The following is a 15,806-nucleotide window of genomic DNA, read 5'->3' on the forward strand; positions in this document are numbered from 1 at the left end:
CGCGGCCGGACACCGTAGGATGTTGACGGCACTATGACGCAGGTCACAGTGGCCGGTCAATAGTCCGATACGCCTTCGAAACGGAACCGACACCGGGAGGGTCACTCTGGACGTCAGCCTGCGCCAACCGGTCCGGGCCGCCTCAGTGGCGGAGCTCACCTGGGTCGGCCCCGGCGGACGGCCGGACGCGCTGCCTGTGACGCCGTTGCTGCTGGACGAGCGGCCGGCGGTTGCCTACCCGTACGCCTACGCGGACCTGGCCCGCCAGATCGTCGGCTCTCCCGCCGTCGCCCTCACCCTTTCGGACCCGCGAATGACCGGCAGCGGCTGGCGGGCCATGACAGCGGCCGGGCAGGCCCGGCTTGTCGAGGACTCCCAAGGTGAGCTGTTCCGTGCGCAGCTGCTGCGCGAAGAGTTGCGCAAGTATCCACCGTCGCGGGCGCTGGCCGACTCGCTCATACTGCAGCGTGAGCACTGGTGGTACCTGCCGCGGCTGATCGTCATCCTCGACCTCGGCGGCCCGGTGCCGGTCGAGCCACGGGTCGACGGCCAGTCCCAGGTGCTGTCGATGTGGGCCGGCGGCCGGTTGCACGTCGACACCGTGCGCGTGACGGACACCAGCACCGACCGGCCGCACGTTGCCAGTCTGGCCGGACGGCCGATACCGGACGGACCAGCCTCGCTGCTCGGCCACGACTTCTCGGTTCCCGACCTGGAACGCTGGACGCCCTGGGTCACCGCCGGCGAGATGGCAGGTGGCGTGTTCAAGGCGTCAGGGCGACCCGAACGCACCACGCTGGAGCCGAGTCTGAGCTTGCGGCAACGCTACCGTCGCCAACGCGACCTGGAACGGGCCTGCCGAGCCAACCTCCCGCCCGGGTAGCGCCGGCAGCGGGCCAACGTGCGCCTCGATCTCCAGTTGCTCGGCGGACGGGTGATAAGGTTGCCTTATGACCCTGGCGGCAGAGTACGCCGATGCCCGGCGCGGCGCAGATATCGCGCGCCTGCGGCGGGTGCTTGCCCTGCGCGCGATGATGGCGAGCGGCATGAGTCAGCGTCAGATAGCCAAGGAGCTGGGCATTTCTCAGCCGGCGATCAGCCAGCAGCTCAAGTTCGCCGCCGAGCTGGAGAACCTGCACCCTGAGCTCTTGTTGGAGGCGGCTACGCCGATCCTCAAAGCACTGGCTGCGGAGCACGGCTACTCTCGCTTGTCCGTCTTCGGCTCGGTGGCTCGTCGTCAGGCACGTCCCGACTCCGACCTCGACCTTCTCATTGAAGCTCCCGAAGGAACGTCGACGTTTGGGTTCATCCGGTTCAAGCAGCTCATCGAGCAGGTCCTGGGCCGGACGATCGATCTGATCGAGTACGGCGGGCTCAAGGCCAGGCTGGATGACGACATCCGACGCGAGGCGGTGCCGCTGTGATGGAGCGCAAGGCAGCCAAGGAGCTACTCCATATCCAGGGATTGTGGAAGTCGTCGTTGGGGCCCTTGTTCGAGGTCGCCGAGGCGGCGATCGACGACGGGTCTGATTGAAGCGACATCCGCCTAGCTGGTCCGGCCGCGCCGGCCCGCGGTCGCACGAGAAGATCACGGCGAGCTCGAGCCGCGTGTGCAGGCGTCGACCCTGCAATCACACTCGCGGCCGAAAGCCGCGACACCAGATGGCGAGGATCGCGAAGACGGGAGCGAAAACTCGACCGATGAGTTTTGGCGTTGAGGATAATCTAACGAGGCATGACCCAATATCTACTCTCCGTCCCGCACAACTCCGACGAAGAACCGACCATGGAGACCATGGACCCGGCCGAGCTCGAGGCGGCCATGGCTGCCACCGGTGCGATCATCGAGGAGCTGACGTCGACCGGCGCGTTCGTCTTCGCGGGCGGGCTGATGCCGCCCTCGAGCGCGATCACTGTCGACAACACCGGTGAGTCACTGAGCACCGTCAACGGCCCCTTCGTCGAGGCTCCCGAGTATCTTGGAGGTTTCTGGGTGATCGATGTCGCTGACGAGGAGGCCGCCCTTGGCTGGGCCGCCCGCGCGTCGAAGGCCCTCGGCGGCCGGATCGAGGTCCGGGCCTTCCAGGTGCCCCCGGGCGAGTGAGTTCCCGCCGGGAAGCCGCACATCCGGATCCCGGCGCGGCGGCACGCAGGCGTCGAGTGCGTTGGGCTCGCGGCGTGCCGCAGGGGGCTGGTATGGCGCGGTATCCCGGCGGTCTTCGCGATGCGGGCGACCATCCAGTAGGCGTCGCGTCTGTGGATCGGCTTGCCGGTCATCGGGCGTGTACCAAGCGCCCTCAGCGAGTGCGCCGTGGTGACGCTGATGGTGGGTGCGAACGAAGTGGTCGGTGACAAATCTCGTCCGCCGTGAGCGACCCCTCCAACACGGCTGTCAGCCGATCTACGGCGACCTGCGCCAGACCGCCTTTCCAGGTCGTAAACGTCGGCCTTGCGGCCGGATTACCGACTACCGCACGGGCCTGTTCTGTCAGGAGCTCCAGGATCTCCTCGGCGACGAGCGTCTCGCCGTAATCAGGGCCGAAGGACATCAGGTTTTGGGCGCTGTGGACCGGTCGATTCCAAGAACTTTTCGGCTTCGCGGGAGCGGACGTGACCTTCAGGCACCTCGCGGCGCTCGAGACGCGCGGAGGCCGCAGCTGCCTTGCGCGCCCACCGCTTGATCGCCGTCGCGTCAACCTTGCGCGCCGCCATCGTCCCTCCCGTGATCGACCAGCACGATCCCAGGCTAGGGCAGTGGGCGGCACACCAGTCGCGTCCTGACACGTCAGTCGCGGCGGTAAGACGCATCATCATGCGGATCGAAGCCACGGTTTGTGTCTAACGTGCGGTCGTGGAGGTCGGGTCCGATGTGGGTGAGTTCCATGGGTTGAGGCATTGAACGCCGAGGGGTTCAAGGTGCTTGGTGTTGCGCGTCGCGACGGTCATCTCGGATGCCTGCGCGATGGCGGCGATGAGGGCGTCATCGAACGGCGAATGCTCGGGAACACGGTACGTGGCAAGGATCCGAGCGGCCGCCAGGTCGAACGGCAGTACACGGTTGGCAAACGTGGGCAGCACATGATCATCGAACCACCGGCGCAAGATCTCTCCTTGTGCCGGGTCGGATCGCTCTTTGGCGACGACGCCGCGCTCGATCTCGGCGACAGTCGTCGCCGTCACGAACTGGTCTGCCACGGGGACCGATGCCGCCCAGGCTTCCACCGACCGGTTGCGTCCTCGGACTCGCAGCGCGGACACCACGTTGGTGTCCAGGACGTACTTCACAGCTCAGGAGTTCGTGCGGCCAGGCCCAGTCGGGAGGGCTCGAATTCGATGTCGGCGCCCTCGTCCGTGCTGAGCAGGTCGACGATCGTGACGGGCTCTCGCGCGAGGCTGTCGGCGAGAATCTCGCGGGCTTCTGCCTCGACCGATCGGTGATGCTGCGCGGCGCGTGCGCGAAGCGCGGCCTTGGTTCCAGCCGAAAGGTTGCGGATCAAGATCTGCTCCATGATGACCACCTCCACGATATCGCATCAACGATATCATTCCGCGGATGTGGCCACCACCACGCCGCTCCTCGGCACCCTTCCACCCTGGGCCGCGGCCTGGGGTGCGCGCCCCGGAGATCTGGGCGTCGCGCGGCAGATCGCTGGCGTCGAGGGCGTCGTGATGCGGCGTGCCGCAGCGAATGCAGACCGCTCGCGCCGGGACAGCGGCCAGTCGCGGCGGTGTGACGCATCTAACGACGGCGATAAATCGACATCGGTGCCGGTGACCGAGGCGCCCGGACGTAACGAACGGGTCGGCCCGAGGACTTGACCGGCAAGGTCGAGCCAGCCATCCCGCGGGTTCTCCGGCGACCTCGCCGCCACATGCGCACGCTGCGTAGAATCCCGTCGTGAAGGACTCGATGCACCATTGGCTGCCTGATCACCACCTCGGTGTGGCCGCGACCCTGTCGCATGCTGATGAACTGGTCGGTGAGGTCGCCGACGTGCTCTTCGCCTACCAGACGCGGCCCGATGGACCTTTCGAACTCGAGGAGCAGCTCGCCTTCCCCAACACGCGGACCGTCGTGACGCACGTGGCCCCGATGCCGCGGAAGGTTCCGCTGCTCGTCGCCGATGCTCTGATCGCGCTCCGAGCCGCGCTTGAGCACGCTCTGTTCGCGGAGGTCGAGTTCCGCGATGGAACCCTGGACGAGAAGACCGCGCGCCTGGTCGAGATCCCGGCGACCCGCAAGGCCGAGGACTTCGAGTCCTGGGCGAAGGGTCGCGTGAAGAACGGCCCTGCGTCGCTGCATCCAGGCAGCGACCTGGTGAAGCGGGTTGAAGGGCTCCAGCCCTTCAACCGGAAGGACATCGAGAACCACCCATTGGCCCGCCTCGTGCTCCACACGAACCATGCGAAGCACCGGACTCCAGCGGTCACGGCGGTCCGCATCGCCGCCATGTACAACGAGGACCAGATGCCGCGCTCGGTCCGCAGTCTCCCGCCGTGGCCCGAGGTGCCGCTGCGGGTGGGGGACGTCATCGCGGAGACGCCGTTCGGCACGCGGGTGCCGGTCACGCTCTTTCCGACGATCGGCATCAACCGGCCCGGCACGGACCGGTGGCCGGTGCTCATGCAGGAGCTCGAGGAGATCCCCCATTGGGTCCGCACCCAAGCGGTTCCGCGCCTCGTCACCGGCATGGAGCCGCCCAGACCCGAGCTGCCGACGCGCTACGAGATCGCCGTCGGGCACGTCAACGAGCGCCGCGCGATCTCGGCGGGGGCGACCATGTCAGCAGCCGACCGGCACAGGCAGCGCCTGGGCGCGGCGTCGGTCCGGATCGACATGGTCGACACGCTCAGCCAAATGGACGGCTCCCCAGGCGCCGAGCAGATCGCGGCGTGGCTGGACCACCTGACCGACGAAGAGGTGCTCGAGCGGATCTCCCAGCTGAAGCCGACCCACACCTACAATCTCGATATCGTGCTGCGCAACTTCGAGGTTCTGAAGGGCATGCGCGACGAGGCCGTGGCGTTCGGGGCTGACGAGGCGGCAGGCGACTGAGCGGCGGAGCAAACTGCGGTCTTCGACGCCACGCACCCCTCCACTCGGTCAGCTCTTCGGGGTCCGGCGGGAGGGGTGGACCTGCGCATCTGCGATCCGTTCCAACTCCTCGAGCGACAAGAGACAGTCGAGGCGGCGGACTCCGCGCTTGCGGCTGTCCATGATGCGGCGGAACTCGGAGAGCATCCGCAGGTACGTGTCGAGCATGGGCATGTGCGAGTTGCCGCTATCGTTTCGCTCGACCTGGGGCTGCAGCTCGGTCCAGCGCTCGCCATCGCGCATGAGGAATTCGACGTAGCTCGCCATGTGCCCCTCGAGCGCGTCATTGTGGTCGAAGCCCAGGAACTCGAGCTGGGCCAACTTCTCGGGGACACGCTTCCCCTCGCCTTCGAGGTGGCTGATGCTGTAGGTAATGATGCGGAACATCTGCAAGATGTCCGACACTCGGCTGCAGTCGCGCTTCGACAGCTCCGTCCTGAAGCCCGCGGCCTCGTACCAGTACTCGCCCGTGAAGCCTTCCTCAAGGATCTTCGCCCGCATCAGCTGGTACTCCAGGTCGCCGTCGACATCGTTGGCGTCCTTCGGCAGCACACGGCCCAGGATCCGGTGCAACAAGGAGAGCACCTGCCGGTCGACGATCCGCATGCTCTCAGCCGGGGGCACGTCGCCGTGCTCCACCTCGCGCTCGAAGACTGGCACGACTGCCTCCATCAGGAGATCGCGGACATACTCGCTGGTCGTCACGCCCTGGCCGTCGGCCAGCTCCTTCAGCTGGTCGCGGACCCGGTCGTCGACTCGGATGTTCAGAACTGCCACAACTACTTCCTCCCGTAGCGCCGTATGACGGATTCGTAATCTTGTCATACAAGGCGGCGTCGTGTCGACTGAGGACCGCGAAGCCCTGCCGAGGCGGGAGGCTCGCTCGTGATGAAGTTCGGTGAAGCATTCAACCGGTGGCCTCGAGCCCCTGGCGCCCGACGGCGTCGAGGGATCGTTCGCGGCGTAAAGACGCGGATCGCGGCTTACGCGTGACTGCGGCACCGCGAGCAGCGGAACAACACTGTCGCTGTTGCCGGTCAGACTGTGTTCATGCCTAAGATGCGCACCGAGGAGCTTTGGGTTGGCGCCTGCATGGAAGCCGCGCTGCCAGGGATCAAGGTCGTTCAGCACGATGACGGGTCTCGGTCAAGCATGCACGACCTCGACCTCGTCCGCGATGGTGTGGTCTTCGCCGCGTGCGAGGTCACCGCCGCGGCCGACGCTGAATCCATCGAGCTCTGGAACTTGGTGAATGGCTCGGAAGAGCGCTGGATCGAACAGGACCTTCTCGGCGGCTGGCTGATCACTGTTACCACGAGGTGCCGGGTGAAGTTCCTGAAGGCAGAGCTTCCTGCTTTGCTCCGCGTCGTGGAGAACGAGCCAACGGACCCGTGGCGGCAGAGCGCGATTGAGCGCATCAAGGCGCTCGGCGTCGTAGCCGCGGATCGCGGAGACACTGCCTTTCCGGGGTCCATCTACGTCACGCTCGAGCGCGACGCGGAACGTGCCGGTGGCGTCGTCCCCAACAGCGGCCACGGCCTCGTCACGTGGCTGGATGAGTGGATACGCGAGCCCACGCAGGAACATAACCTCGAGAAGCTACGGACTGCCTTGCCCGTGGAGCGACACCTGTTCGTGCTACTCCCCGGGTTCACGACGGCACCGTTCAGGGCATCGGATCTGCTCATGCGGGCGGACGCGCCGCTGCCGGACGCGGCTCCGAGGCTTCCGCAAGGAATCACCGATGTTTGGCTTATGAGCACTTGGTCCACCGGTGACGTCTTCCACTACGGCGGCAGCGGCTGGAGCCGCTCAGGCAAGGTGTTCAAGGTCACGAGCGACTAACCGGGGACGGCGGGCTTCCCGACCGATGGGCAGTCGATCGCAAGGCCCGCGACGCGGCGCAAAGACGCACCTTGCCGGCTGCGCGGATCGCGGCAGTTCCGGGTGTGCTGGATGGGGATCCCCCTGTGGGAGCGCGGATCGCGGTCGGCGCCCGGCGCCGAGCGCCGTCGTCCCCAGGCCAAGTCGAGTTGAGAACATCGGCAGCCGGCAACGGCGTGAGCGGACCGGTTGCCCCTCGCGAAAGCATTGGCGAACCGACTTGCTCCGCTGATGTACTGATGTGCCAGCGTGAGTCTGCCGCGTGACGGGGTAGTGGTTGTGACGGGCTATGACGTGCTTGCCGAGGTGTACGAGTGGCTTATCTCGGACGCGAAGTTGACGCCCCCCGAGTTCGCCGCGGCGTTCGCTGACGTCACCTGTCTCCTTCCGTCAAACGCTCAAGTCCTCGATTGTTCGTGCGGTACCGGGCAACTCGCGGTTGGCCTCGCTGGTCTTGGCATGCAGGTTGTCGCGACTGACGCCAGCGAAGCGATGGTTCGTCGGACTGCGGAGTTGTCTGAGGAGTTCAGGGCATCTGTCCGGACAGTGCGGGCGGACTGGCAAGAGCTGCCCGACCATTTCAATGACGCCACCTTCGACATGGTGTTCTGCGTGGGCAACTCGCTGCACCATGCCGTGGGCGCGAGAGGCAGGCTTGCTGCCCTGGAGTCGATGTCACGGCTTCTGCGCCGTGGCGGACGCTTGGTACTCACCTCCCGCACTTGGGAACTCGTGAGGGCCAGAGGTTCCCGGCTAGACATCGGTGATCGACTCGTCCGCCGGAACGGTCGCGATGCCGTCGTCGTCTACCGCTGGGAGATTGCGCCGAATTGGGAGGAGGAGCACCACATCGAGATTGCGGTCGCGCAAGTTGATGCGGCCGGGTCGGTTCTTGTCCGCTCGGAACTGCTGTCGTGCTGGCCCTACCGACACGACGAACTCGAAGTCGAGTTGCACCGGGTCGGACTCCGCGCGGAAAGGAGCACGTTCAACCCGGAGGCCGAGAACTACATGGTGGTGGCGAGCAAGATATAGACAACGGGCTCACAGCCGCTGGGTCGGGCCGCGCGGTTGCTCGCAGCAGGCTTCTTGCTCTCATCGGCTATGTCCGTGCGTTTTTCGGCCGAGCGTTCATTCGCCGTCCCGATTGGCGAACCACCAACAAGACGGAGCTACGTGGGCGCACCTGCGGCGCGTCGACCGTCCCGATAGACCCGTCCGGTCGAGATCTTCACATCGGTGCGGCAATCGGGACGCCGCAGATGAAGCCTTCCGAGGGCACAAAGCGCTGTGGCACTGGCGAGCAGTGACCGAGCGACTCGCTTCAAGGGATGCACGGATCTCAGTAGATCCGTACGCGCGACAGGCGGCGGTATGACGCAGTTCCCATGCCGGACCGCGCCTGGCTGACGCGATCCGAGAACCCGACACTGTCGTGGGCAGGAGAGCTTTAGTCGTGGGCACCCGGCGGCCGACGCCATCTCACTCAGGTCAGCGCGGTTCACAGCCTCGATCATGTCCGCCGCCTACACCGTGCATGCTTGTACCGTGCCGACGCCGAGTTCTCCCCTGCCGAGTCCCGACCTTCTGCGTCCAGACCTGTGGGAACATCTCCTGCCTGGGTTGCTCGCCGCGCGGCACGCGGGACGCGCCTACGCCGAGACTGGGCGATATCTGCCGAGGCAATCGAGGACTGACTACTCCGAGAACGACGCGGGCTGGCCGCAAACAACCGCCGACCTGCTATCGAGCGGAAGCAAGGGAGTCCTCGATTGGGGCGAGCTGTTCAGCCTCCACGAAGGCCGGTACACACACCTACTCGCCACCGATATCCCGGATCTAGCGTCGTCGCTACGCCGAATCTCCGACCAGGCTCTCGCCGACGAGGCCCTGCTGCGCGGGCTAAGCAGATTGGCTCCGCACATCGACGATGCGGACGAGCGTCGTGAGCAGATCGAGTTCGAGACACTCCGACTACTCCTCGGCCGGATCCTCAACCGGGCGGACGCGGTTGATGCTGAAGCCGAAGACGACTTGCGTCGGATCTACGCTGAACTGGAGCAGGCGCGTTTCGCCGCCGAGCTGACCGGCGATGTCGTCGTCCCATTGGTGGCGGTGACCTTCGAACTCGACGAGCCCATCCGCCTTGACACCGACATCTGGCTCGAGCCGCTCACAGAGGCAGACCACCGGGCGCGCGCACTGCCGTGGCACCGCCACGACACTGTCAATCCCTACGTAGCCGCCGGGGCCACTCACGCAGTCGTCACTCGAGGGGTTCGCTTTCCCAATACCCTCCGCCAGTTGCGCCCGCCGTCCCCACCCGATGGGCTGTCGACGATCGTCGCGGAATCAGTCCACGAGGCCGTGGACATCGTGACGGGGCGGGCAACCGGCTACGCGCAGATCTTGGTCCGACCCCACGGCTGGGCGGAATCGTGGGTCGCAGACTTGCCGCCGTTGTGGTCCGCCTGGACCGGGCGCGGGTATCCCGAGGAACTGAACGAGCGGCGCTGGGACAGGTCCTTCGAGACCATCAATGCGGCTGATACCGAGCAAATCGTGCAGATCGCGCGCGCGTTGACTACAGCGCCGAACAACGTCCGCATTGCCGCGCGACGCTGCCGCCGAGTCAGCTTTCGAGACGATGCAGAGGATCGCCTGCTCGACGCGGCCATCGGCCTAGAGGCTTTGCTCGGTAAGGAGCCGGATGCGCTCACCCACCGGCTCGCCCAGCGCGCCGCAGTCGCCCTGGCGGATCAGATGCCACCCGAGAATACCTACAGCCTCGTCAAGCAGTTCTATGGCACCCGGTCCAAGATCGCCCACGGCGTCACGCCGAAGCGCATGACCTGCAGACTCGGCGACAACGAGTGGTCGGCGGTATCGGTGGGTCGCTTCCTTCTGCGCGAACTGCTCAAGACGCGGCTCCTCGCCGACGAGCCATGGGACGCGGAGTCGCTCGACGAGAAGATGCTCACCGCGCTAGGGAGACTGGACGGCTACCCGATGGCGGGCGACGGATGAGCACCTGTCCCTGATGCGTCACCCGGAGCGCCGGTCGTGGGACCGCTCCCGACGTCCCCTGTATCGCACGCCACGAGCGCAGTAGTCGACGATATGCAACACGCCCGGGGGATTGGCAGATCAGTGTCGCTACCAGCCGGCTGACAGGCGGCGGTATGACGCGCCGGCGGACGCCGTCCGTGCACAGACCGGGCATCATCCGGTTGACGGCTGATTGGATACAGCGCACCGGTGACCGAAACCGGACTGCGGGGCTGGCGCTGATCACCGCGTCGTCGGCTATTCGAGCGTGCGAACCGAGACAATTCGGGCCCAAGCCCGGCGATCGCGTCCGTCGCGCGCCCTTCGTTGTGTTCAGGCATCTGGCCACGCCTGTCCCGATCGGCGGTTCACTAGATGCTGACAACCCTCGTCGCCATCAACTTATGATCGCCGGCATCTGGCACCGTTCCTCGAGCACTGCAACATCCTGCTCGGTGATTGTGCTCCGAAGCTTTCCACCGACCCGCCAGTTGTTGGTGAGATGTCCGTGCTGTCCGGCGACAATTGGCAGGCCCAGCTTCAAGTCTGCAGCTAGCAGAATGAGTTCTTGGCGAGTGGTGGCCTTGGCGATGCGATCTCTCGCTTCGCCCGGAAACAAGACGGAGGCCGCGTAATCGTTGGCCTCGATCTCAGCCTCGTCGTCGGTGTGGCGGTCATCTTCGAGATCGAGGAAGGTCTTGCGCCGCGGGTGCAGCAGCAGGTGTCCGATCTCGTGGAGCAGGCTGAACCAGAAGATATCGGGCTTCTTGTGTCGTTCGGTTATACCGATTGCCGGCTTGTCGTCGATCCACCAAGTAGCCGCACACACTCGGGTCTCAGGTGCCTGCCTGACGAACACGAGAGCTACGCCAGCTCTGGCGAGTGATGTCTGGGCGGCCTCGAACCCGGTTGTGAACGGCATACTGGTGAACGCAGGGATCTGGGCTGCAGACTTCCGCAGGTCGGCGGGCCTGTACGGGCTGACGTCGATGCCTTGAGCGCAGTGCTCGACGAGTCTGAGCCAGAGGGCGGTGTTCTGCTCATCCACTGTGTAGGCCTGGCTTCTCTTGAAGGAGACGCGTGGGCGCATCCAGGTTTGCTCGAAGGCCTCTGGGTTCGCGACCCCGAAAAACCGCAGCAATTTGCTGGCGCGCTCGGGAAGACTGTCAGACCTTCCGACAATTCCGTACCGCACGAGTGTGCCCGAATCGAACTTACTCGCCCAGGCGGTGAAATCTTTCAGGCTGGCACTGGCCCTCTGTTCACTTAGATACACTTCCCAGTCGGCGCCAATGTTGGCCCAGAATCGTGGCGGCGTATCCAGGGCTCTCTCAAGGAGGACGGCAACGTCGGGAGTTATGCCCACGGCTTGCTTCACGATCTGGTTGACGTGCTTTGGCGTCAGGCCAGTCCGCTCAGCGAGCTCCGCTTGGCGCATGGCTCGCCGTGCCAGCACCTGGCTGAGTACGACTCCAGGGTGAAGCGACCAATCGGTGTGGATCTCTGTAGGGGTGGTGCTTGGGGGCGTTTCGTGCGTCATTTCGCAACCTTCCCTGCTGAGCGACCTTCGGCGACGACGGCGACGATGTCGATGCGGACCACGTCGTTGGCGTTTCGTCTGGGGTCTGTGACCGGCTCGCGATCTTTGGTCTGCGCTTGCCCTGTCAGCTCCGCCAGCCCGAGGCCAAGCGACATCCCGGCAGCGCTTGGGGTGGCAGAGGTCAGGCTGACGAGTCCGGTCGAGAGGACTTCCGCCAGGGACGGCAACGTGACCTTGATGAGGTGGACCAACAGGAAGACGTCGTCGCTCGCCTGAGGCCATGTCTGAGCGATCAAGGTCGAGGACGCGAGCACCTCAGCAAGCGACGCGTCCGAGGAAACCATGATCATGACGGCGATTCTCCCCCAAGTCGGTGAAGGAACAAAGCATATACGGCGTGCATGTTGACATCAGAACTTTACCGAGCGCGCGATTTTTCGTGTGCTATCGTCGACGTGGGTCGGTTGATCGCCTTCACATCATGCGCGATACGAAGTGCACGGAGCCCCAGGACATGGTCCTGGGAGATTGGGTGTGGGATATGGCCAGCAACAACCGGCACGTGCCGAAGCCCGTCGGCGGCTGGGTTGGCGCGGCGGCCGGCGCGGAGCGCGCTAGCACTCACCGCAACACGCAGTCGAACGCGAAGGACGGCGACGCCTTCGTCAGCGTCCGACAGCGCGCGCAGGTCGCCTAGTGTCGGCGGCTTACCACTGTCGGGGCGCTTTCGAAGCCTGCGGTGGCAGCATTTTCGTTGCAGCACGGCGCGGGAGAACAGGACGATGAGCGGGTACACCAGGGCTCAGTTCGGGGCGACGGTCCGCAACGGTTTCACTAACCGCCGTGTCCGCAACGAGATCATCGAGAAGAAGGCGCTGTATGCCAGCGCGGGCTCGGCACTGGAGACCCGCTCGCTCGGACACCCGGACTTCGAGGATCTTCCCGTCGGGGCGATGCGCACGGCTCCGATGGTCACCGTGTTCCTCGACCTCACGAACTTCACGGGCCGCACGTTCTGGGACGACCAGGAGGAGGCGGCCGACCTCGCCGACGCAGTGCTCTCGGGTTTTATCGAGATCGTCAGCAACTTCGGTGGGCACCCGCTCGGCCTGCGAGGCGACGGCCTCTTCGCAGGGTTCAGCCCGGGCGACCCGGCTTTCGCTGCTGGCATGGCGCTGAGCGCCTGCGCGTTTGCACTCGACGGGGTCGAGAACGAGGTCAACCCGTGGCTCGACCGACGAGGGATGGCCCGGGTGCAGGCGCGAGCAGGCCTCGACTACGGCCAGATCACGTTCGTGCGCACCGGGAACCACAACAGCAGCGAGATCAACCCCATCGGCTTCGCCGCCAACTTCGCCGCAAAGTGCGAGAAGGTGGCGAACTCCTGGGAGATCGTCGTCGGCGAGGGCCTCTCCGCCCTGCTCCCGGACTACGGGCACTTCGCCGAGCACGAGCGGTCGCCCAAGCGGTACACCCGCGACTACAAGTCCGAGTCCTACAGGTTCTTCTACTACCGGTGGCGCAACACGCTGCCGCATCTGCCCGGCGTGATCGAGACCCTCGGCGGCACGCCCACCTCGTACATCTACAGCCGCTAGGAGATTGACATGACCATGCCCGCCTTGCTTAGCCACTTCGGCATTGATGCCGCTCGCTTCGTCACCCAAGCCGGCGAGGTCGTCTTCGACGGCGCCACGAAGGTCGGTGGCGGCTACGCTCACGCCGTTCACGGAACGGTCACCCCGGTCGCAAAGCACACCTTCCACGGCGGCGAGGATGAGCCCGACGACGGCCACGACGGTCCCACAGTCTGGTGGTACGACGAGAACCGGATCAACCGGCACATCCAGGCCATGGACAAGGCGTTCCCGAACTTCGTCTACCTCCCGCCCCACGACGATTCCGGCCCCTGCTGGGGCGGCATCATCGACACCGGTCGAGGCAAGTTCGAGATCGGCATCTTTCCCCGCGCCGACCAGGGGCTGCCGAGCATCGTGGTCTTCAACCGCCGCCTCGGCGCCCATGCGGGCCGCTGGTGGCAGTCCGCTCCTCACCTGTACAACAACGGGAACCTGTGTGTCGCCGACCGCGACGACTGGGACCCCGCCGAGCACACTGTCGCCACCGCAGCCACGTGGGCCGCGCACTGGCTCGCCGCCTACACTGAGTGGCGCATGAGCCGCCAGTGGCCTGCCGAAGGGGTTCAGGCAGTTGCGTCCTAGTCGCAAGCAGCGGCAGAAGCCCCCGGAGACTCTTCCCGAGGACAAGCCCGACGTGAAGCCTCCCGACGGAGGGTTCCAAGCCATGGACCAGATGGCCAACTGGGTGCGGTTCGCCGACACCAAGGCCACAATCCTGACCGCCGGTCTCGGCGTCGTCCTCACCATGCTGATGACGAACGCCGACACCGTCACCGACGCGATCAAGCAGGGTCATCCCGATGCCTACGTCGTCGGCACACTGGCCGGTCTCGCACTCCTCGCGGTCGGCTACACGCTGTTCTGGCTCGTGCGCGCCATCGGTCCCCAGAACAACGTCCCTTACAACACCCTCAACCGGTTCGCGTGGCCGACGCTTATCAAGGCCACCACAGTCCAGTTGACCGACCACACGCACAACGTTGACGTGCGAACCGACGCCTGGCGACAGGTCATCGACCTGTCTGTCCTCGCCAACCGCAAGTTCGATGCCTGCGGTCGCGCGGTCAAAGGCTTCGCGATCCTCGCCATCCTCGGCGTCGCGACCGTGGCAACCGCCGTCGGGTTCACGTCCTGACCCAGGCCCATGTTGAGTCCTCTGCTCCAGCAGGTCGCCGCATCGACGGAGCGCGAGCAACGCATCATGTGTCGGCCTGGAGCTGAAGCCTCCTTAGCGGACCAAGTCACGCCACTGTTCAGCGCCCTCGGGTGTGTCTGATTAACGGTGGATCCGGTCTTGGCATCGGCTAGTTTCCGGTTGGTGTGATGCGGCCTTCGAACGTGATCGCGAACGCGTTGAGGGCCGGTTTCCACCTCATGGCCCATCGTGCCCGGCCTCGGCCGGTCGGGTCCAGCGACCGGGTCACCAGGTAGAGGCACTTCAGGGCGGCCTGTTCGGTGGGGAAGTGTCCGCGGGCGCGGATCGCGCGTCGGTAGCGGGCGTTGATCGACTCGATCGCGTTGGTCGAGCAGATCACCCGCCGGATCTCCTGGTCGTAGTCCAGGAACGGCACAAACTCCGACCAGGCGTTCTCCCACAACCGCACGATGGCCGGGTACTGCTGCCCCCAGCTGGCGGCGAACTCGTTCCAGCGTTCTTTGGCCGCGGCCTCCGAAGGTGCGGTGTAGACCGGTTTGAGCTCGCGTGACATCTGGTCCCAGTACCGGCGGGAGGCGTACCGGAACGTGTTGCGCAGCAGGTGGATGATGCAGGTCTGCACGATCGCGAGCTCCCACACGGTGGTGATCGCCTCGGGAAGCCCCTTCAAGCCGTCGCACACCACGATGCACACGTCCTGGGTGCCGCGGTTCTTGATCTCGGTCAGCACCTGCAGCCAGAACTTCGCGCCTTCACCGCCGTCGCCGGCCCACAGCCCGAGGATGTCCCGCTCGCCGGTCACGGTGACGCCGATGGCGACGTAGATCGGGCGGCTGGTGACCTGACCATCGCGGATCTTCACGTGAATGGCGTCGATGAACATCACCGGATATACGCGTTCCAGTGGCCGGGCGCACCACTCGGTCATCTCGCCGACGACCTTGTCGGTGATCCTGGAGATCGTGTCCTTGGACACCTTCGCGCCGTAGACCTCGTCGAAGTGCGCGGCGACCTCACCGGTGGTCAGGCCTTTGGCAGTCAGCGACAACACGATCTCATCGATCCCGTTCAGGCGGCGCTGCCGCTTCTTCACGATCTGCGGTTCGAACGAGGACTCGGTGTCGCGGGGGACCTCGATCTCGACCGGCCCGATCTCAGTCAGCACCGTCTTCGTGCGGGTCCCGTTGCGCGAGTTCCCGCTGTCCCGCCCGGCCCGGTCGTGCTTCTCATAGCCCAAGTGCTCGCTCATCTCCGCCTCCAGAGCGGTCTCGAGCACGTTCTTCGTCAACTGGTTGAGCAGCCCGTTCGGACCCACCAGATCGACGCCCTGCTCCTTGGCCTGCGCCAGCAACTGCTCGGCCAGCGCTTGCTGATCCACCTCGTCCGCCACGGGCTCCAGTGTCTCGGTCAAGATCAATCCTTTCCGCCAAGCACCCCTGCTCG

General features: G+C 65.5%; 18 protein-coding genes. 12 read left to right on the forward strand and 6 right to left on the reverse strand.

Going from position 1 to position 15,806, the window contains the following annotated elements; all coding sequences use genetic code 11:
• The first annotated feature begins 145 nt into the window (after positions 1 to 145).
• The 3 genes from JIAGA_RS0121520 (at position 146) to JIAGA_RS0121535 (ending at position 2,104) form a co-directional block, all read left to right on the forward strand.
• On the forward strand, positions 146 to 883 hold the full coding sequence (locus tag JIAGA_RS0121520; RefSeq protein WP_211239782.1) for a pyridoxamine 5'-phosphate oxidase family protein: 738 nt from the start codon (positions 146 to 148) through the stop codon (positions 881 to 883).
• A 67-nt stretch (positions 884 to 950) separates the two neighbouring features.
• Positions 951 to 1,424: a nucleotidyltransferase domain-containing protein gene (locus JIAGA_RS33400; RefSeq protein WP_026877244.1), complete on the forward strand. Its 474-nt coding sequence runs from the start codon at positions 951 to 953 to the stop codon at positions 1,422 to 1,424.
• 311 nt (positions 1,425 to 1,735) lie between these two features.
• Positions 1,736 to 2,104 (forward strand): YciI family protein, encoded by a 369-nt coding sequence (locus JIAGA_RS0121535; protein ID WP_026877245.1) that lies wholly within the window; start codon positions 1,736 to 1,738, stop codon positions 2,102 to 2,104.
• Between the two features lie 734 nt (positions 2,105 to 2,838).
• Here JIAGA_RS0121535 and JIAGA_RS0121540 read toward each other — a convergent pair.
• Together JIAGA_RS0121540 and JIAGA_RS0121545 are read right to left on the reverse strand one after the other, a co-directional pair.
• Complete coding sequence (locus tag JIAGA_RS0121540) at positions 2,839 to 3,285, reverse strand: type II toxin-antitoxin system VapC family toxin (protein ID WP_026877246.1); 447 nt, start codon at positions 3,283 to 3,285, stop codon at positions 2,839 to 2,841.
• Positions 3,282 to 3,509: a FitA-like ribbon-helix-helix domain-containing protein gene (locus JIAGA_RS0121545; protein WP_026877247.1), complete on the reverse strand. Its 228-nt coding sequence runs from the start codon at positions 3,507 to 3,509 to the stop codon at positions 3,282 to 3,284. Before JIAGA_RS0121545 ends, JIAGA_RS0121540 begins: the two co-directional genes overlap by 4 nt.
• Here JIAGA_RS0121545 and JIAGA_RS34765 point away from each other — a divergent pair.
• Both JIAGA_RS34765 and JIAGA_RS0121550 read left to right on the forward strand, forming a co-directional pair.
• Positions 3,508 to 3,819, forward strand: coding sequence for a hypothetical protein (locus JIAGA_RS34765; RefSeq protein WP_157553396.1), 312 nt, complete (start codon positions 3,508 to 3,510; stop codon positions 3,817 to 3,819). The genes JIAGA_RS0121545 and JIAGA_RS34765 overlap by 2 nt on opposite strands.
• Positions 3,820 to 3,898: 79 nt before the next feature.
• Positions 3,899 to 5,056: a hypothetical protein gene (locus JIAGA_RS0121550; protein ID WP_026877248.1), complete on the forward strand. Its 1,158-nt coding sequence runs from the start codon at positions 3,899 to 3,901 to the stop codon at positions 5,054 to 5,056.
• A gap of 48 nt (positions 5,057 to 5,104) precedes the next feature.
• On the opposite strand, the gene JIAGA_RS0121555 is transcribed toward JIAGA_RS0121550, so the two are convergent.
• Positions 5,105 to 5,872: a YfbU family protein gene (locus tag JIAGA_RS0121555; RefSeq protein ID WP_026877249.1), complete on the reverse strand. Its 768-nt coding sequence runs from the start codon at positions 5,870 to 5,872 to the stop codon at positions 5,105 to 5,107.
• A 273-nt stretch (positions 5,873 to 6,145) separates the two neighbouring features.
• Here JIAGA_RS0121555 and JIAGA_RS0121560 point away from each other — a divergent pair, with 273 nt between their 5' ends.
• The 3 genes from JIAGA_RS0121560 (at position 6,146) to JIAGA_RS0121570 (ending at position 10,006) form a co-directional block, all read left to right on the forward strand.
• Positions 6,146 to 6,940: a hypothetical protein gene (locus JIAGA_RS0121560; protein ID WP_157553398.1), complete on the forward strand. Its 795-nt coding sequence runs from the start codon at positions 6,146 to 6,148 to the stop codon at positions 6,938 to 6,940.
• A gap of 318 nt (positions 6,941 to 7,258) precedes the next feature.
• Entirely contained in the window at positions 7,259 to 8,014 is a 756-nt protein-coding gene (locus JIAGA_RS0121565) for a methyltransferase domain-containing protein (protein WP_026877251.1), read from the forward strand.
• Between the two features lie 480 nt (positions 8,015 to 8,494).
• Entirely contained in the window at positions 8,495 to 10,006 is a 1,512-nt protein-coding gene (locus JIAGA_RS0121570) for a HEPN domain-containing protein (RefSeq protein ID WP_157553400.1), read from the forward strand.
• A gap of 418 nt (positions 10,007 to 10,424) precedes the next feature.
• Here the strand turns inward: JIAGA_RS0121570 and JIAGA_RS0121575 are convergent, their stop codons facing one another.
• Positions 10,425 to 11,567 carry an ImmA/IrrE family metallo-endopeptidase gene (locus tag JIAGA_RS0121575; RefSeq protein ID WP_169738918.1) on the reverse strand — a complete coding sequence of 381 codons (1,143 nt, stop codon included), beginning with the start codon at positions 11,565 to 11,567 and terminating at the stop codon, positions 10,425 to 10,427.
• Complete coding sequence (locus JIAGA_RS35065) at positions 11,564 to 11,917, reverse strand: hypothetical protein (RefSeq protein ID WP_026877254.1); 354 nt, start codon at positions 11,915 to 11,917, stop codon at positions 11,564 to 11,566. The genes JIAGA_RS0121575 and JIAGA_RS35065 overlap by 4 nt, the downstream gene beginning before the upstream one ends.
• A 164-nt stretch (positions 11,918 to 12,081) precedes the next feature.
• Between JIAGA_RS35065 and JIAGA_RS34770 the strand changes: the two genes are divergently transcribed.
• The 4 genes from JIAGA_RS34770 (at position 12,082) to JIAGA_RS0121600 (ending at position 14,342) form a co-directional block, all read left to right on the forward strand.
• Positions 12,082 to 12,264, forward strand: a complete 183-nt coding sequence (locus tag JIAGA_RS34770; RefSeq protein ID WP_157553402.1) for a hypothetical protein — start codon at positions 12,082 to 12,084, stop codon at positions 12,262 to 12,264.
• 85 nt (positions 12,265 to 12,349) lie between these two features.
• Positions 12,350 to 13,165, forward strand: a complete 816-nt coding sequence (locus tag JIAGA_RS0121590; RefSeq protein WP_026877255.1) for an adenylate/guanylate cyclase domain-containing protein — start codon at positions 12,350 to 12,352, stop codon at positions 13,163 to 13,165.
• A 9-nt stretch (positions 13,166 to 13,174) separates the two neighbouring features.
• Entirely contained in the window at positions 13,175 to 13,789 is a 615-nt protein-coding gene (locus JIAGA_RS0121595) for a type II CBASS E2 protein (RefSeq protein WP_035812828.1), read from the forward strand.
• Positions 13,790 to 13,841: 52 nt separating this feature from the next.
• Entirely contained in the window at positions 13,842 to 14,342 is a 501-nt protein-coding gene (locus JIAGA_RS0121600) for a Pycsar system effector family protein (protein ID WP_483790127.1), read from the forward strand.
• A gap of 169 nt (positions 14,343 to 14,511) precedes the next feature.
• Here the strand turns inward: JIAGA_RS0121600 and JIAGA_RS0121605 are convergent, their stop codons facing one another.
• Complete coding sequence (locus tag JIAGA_RS0121605) at positions 14,512 to 15,774, reverse strand: IS256 family transposase (RefSeq protein ID WP_026876777.1); 1,263 nt, start codon at positions 15,772 to 15,774, stop codon at positions 14,512 to 14,514.
• Positions 15,775 to 15,806 lie beyond the last annotated feature (32 nt).

Source organism: Jiangella gansuensis DSM 44835, from assembly GCF_000515395.1.
Taxonomy (GTDB): domain Bacteria; phylum Actinomycetota; class Actinomycetes; order Jiangellales; family Jiangellaceae; genus Jiangella; species Jiangella gansuensis.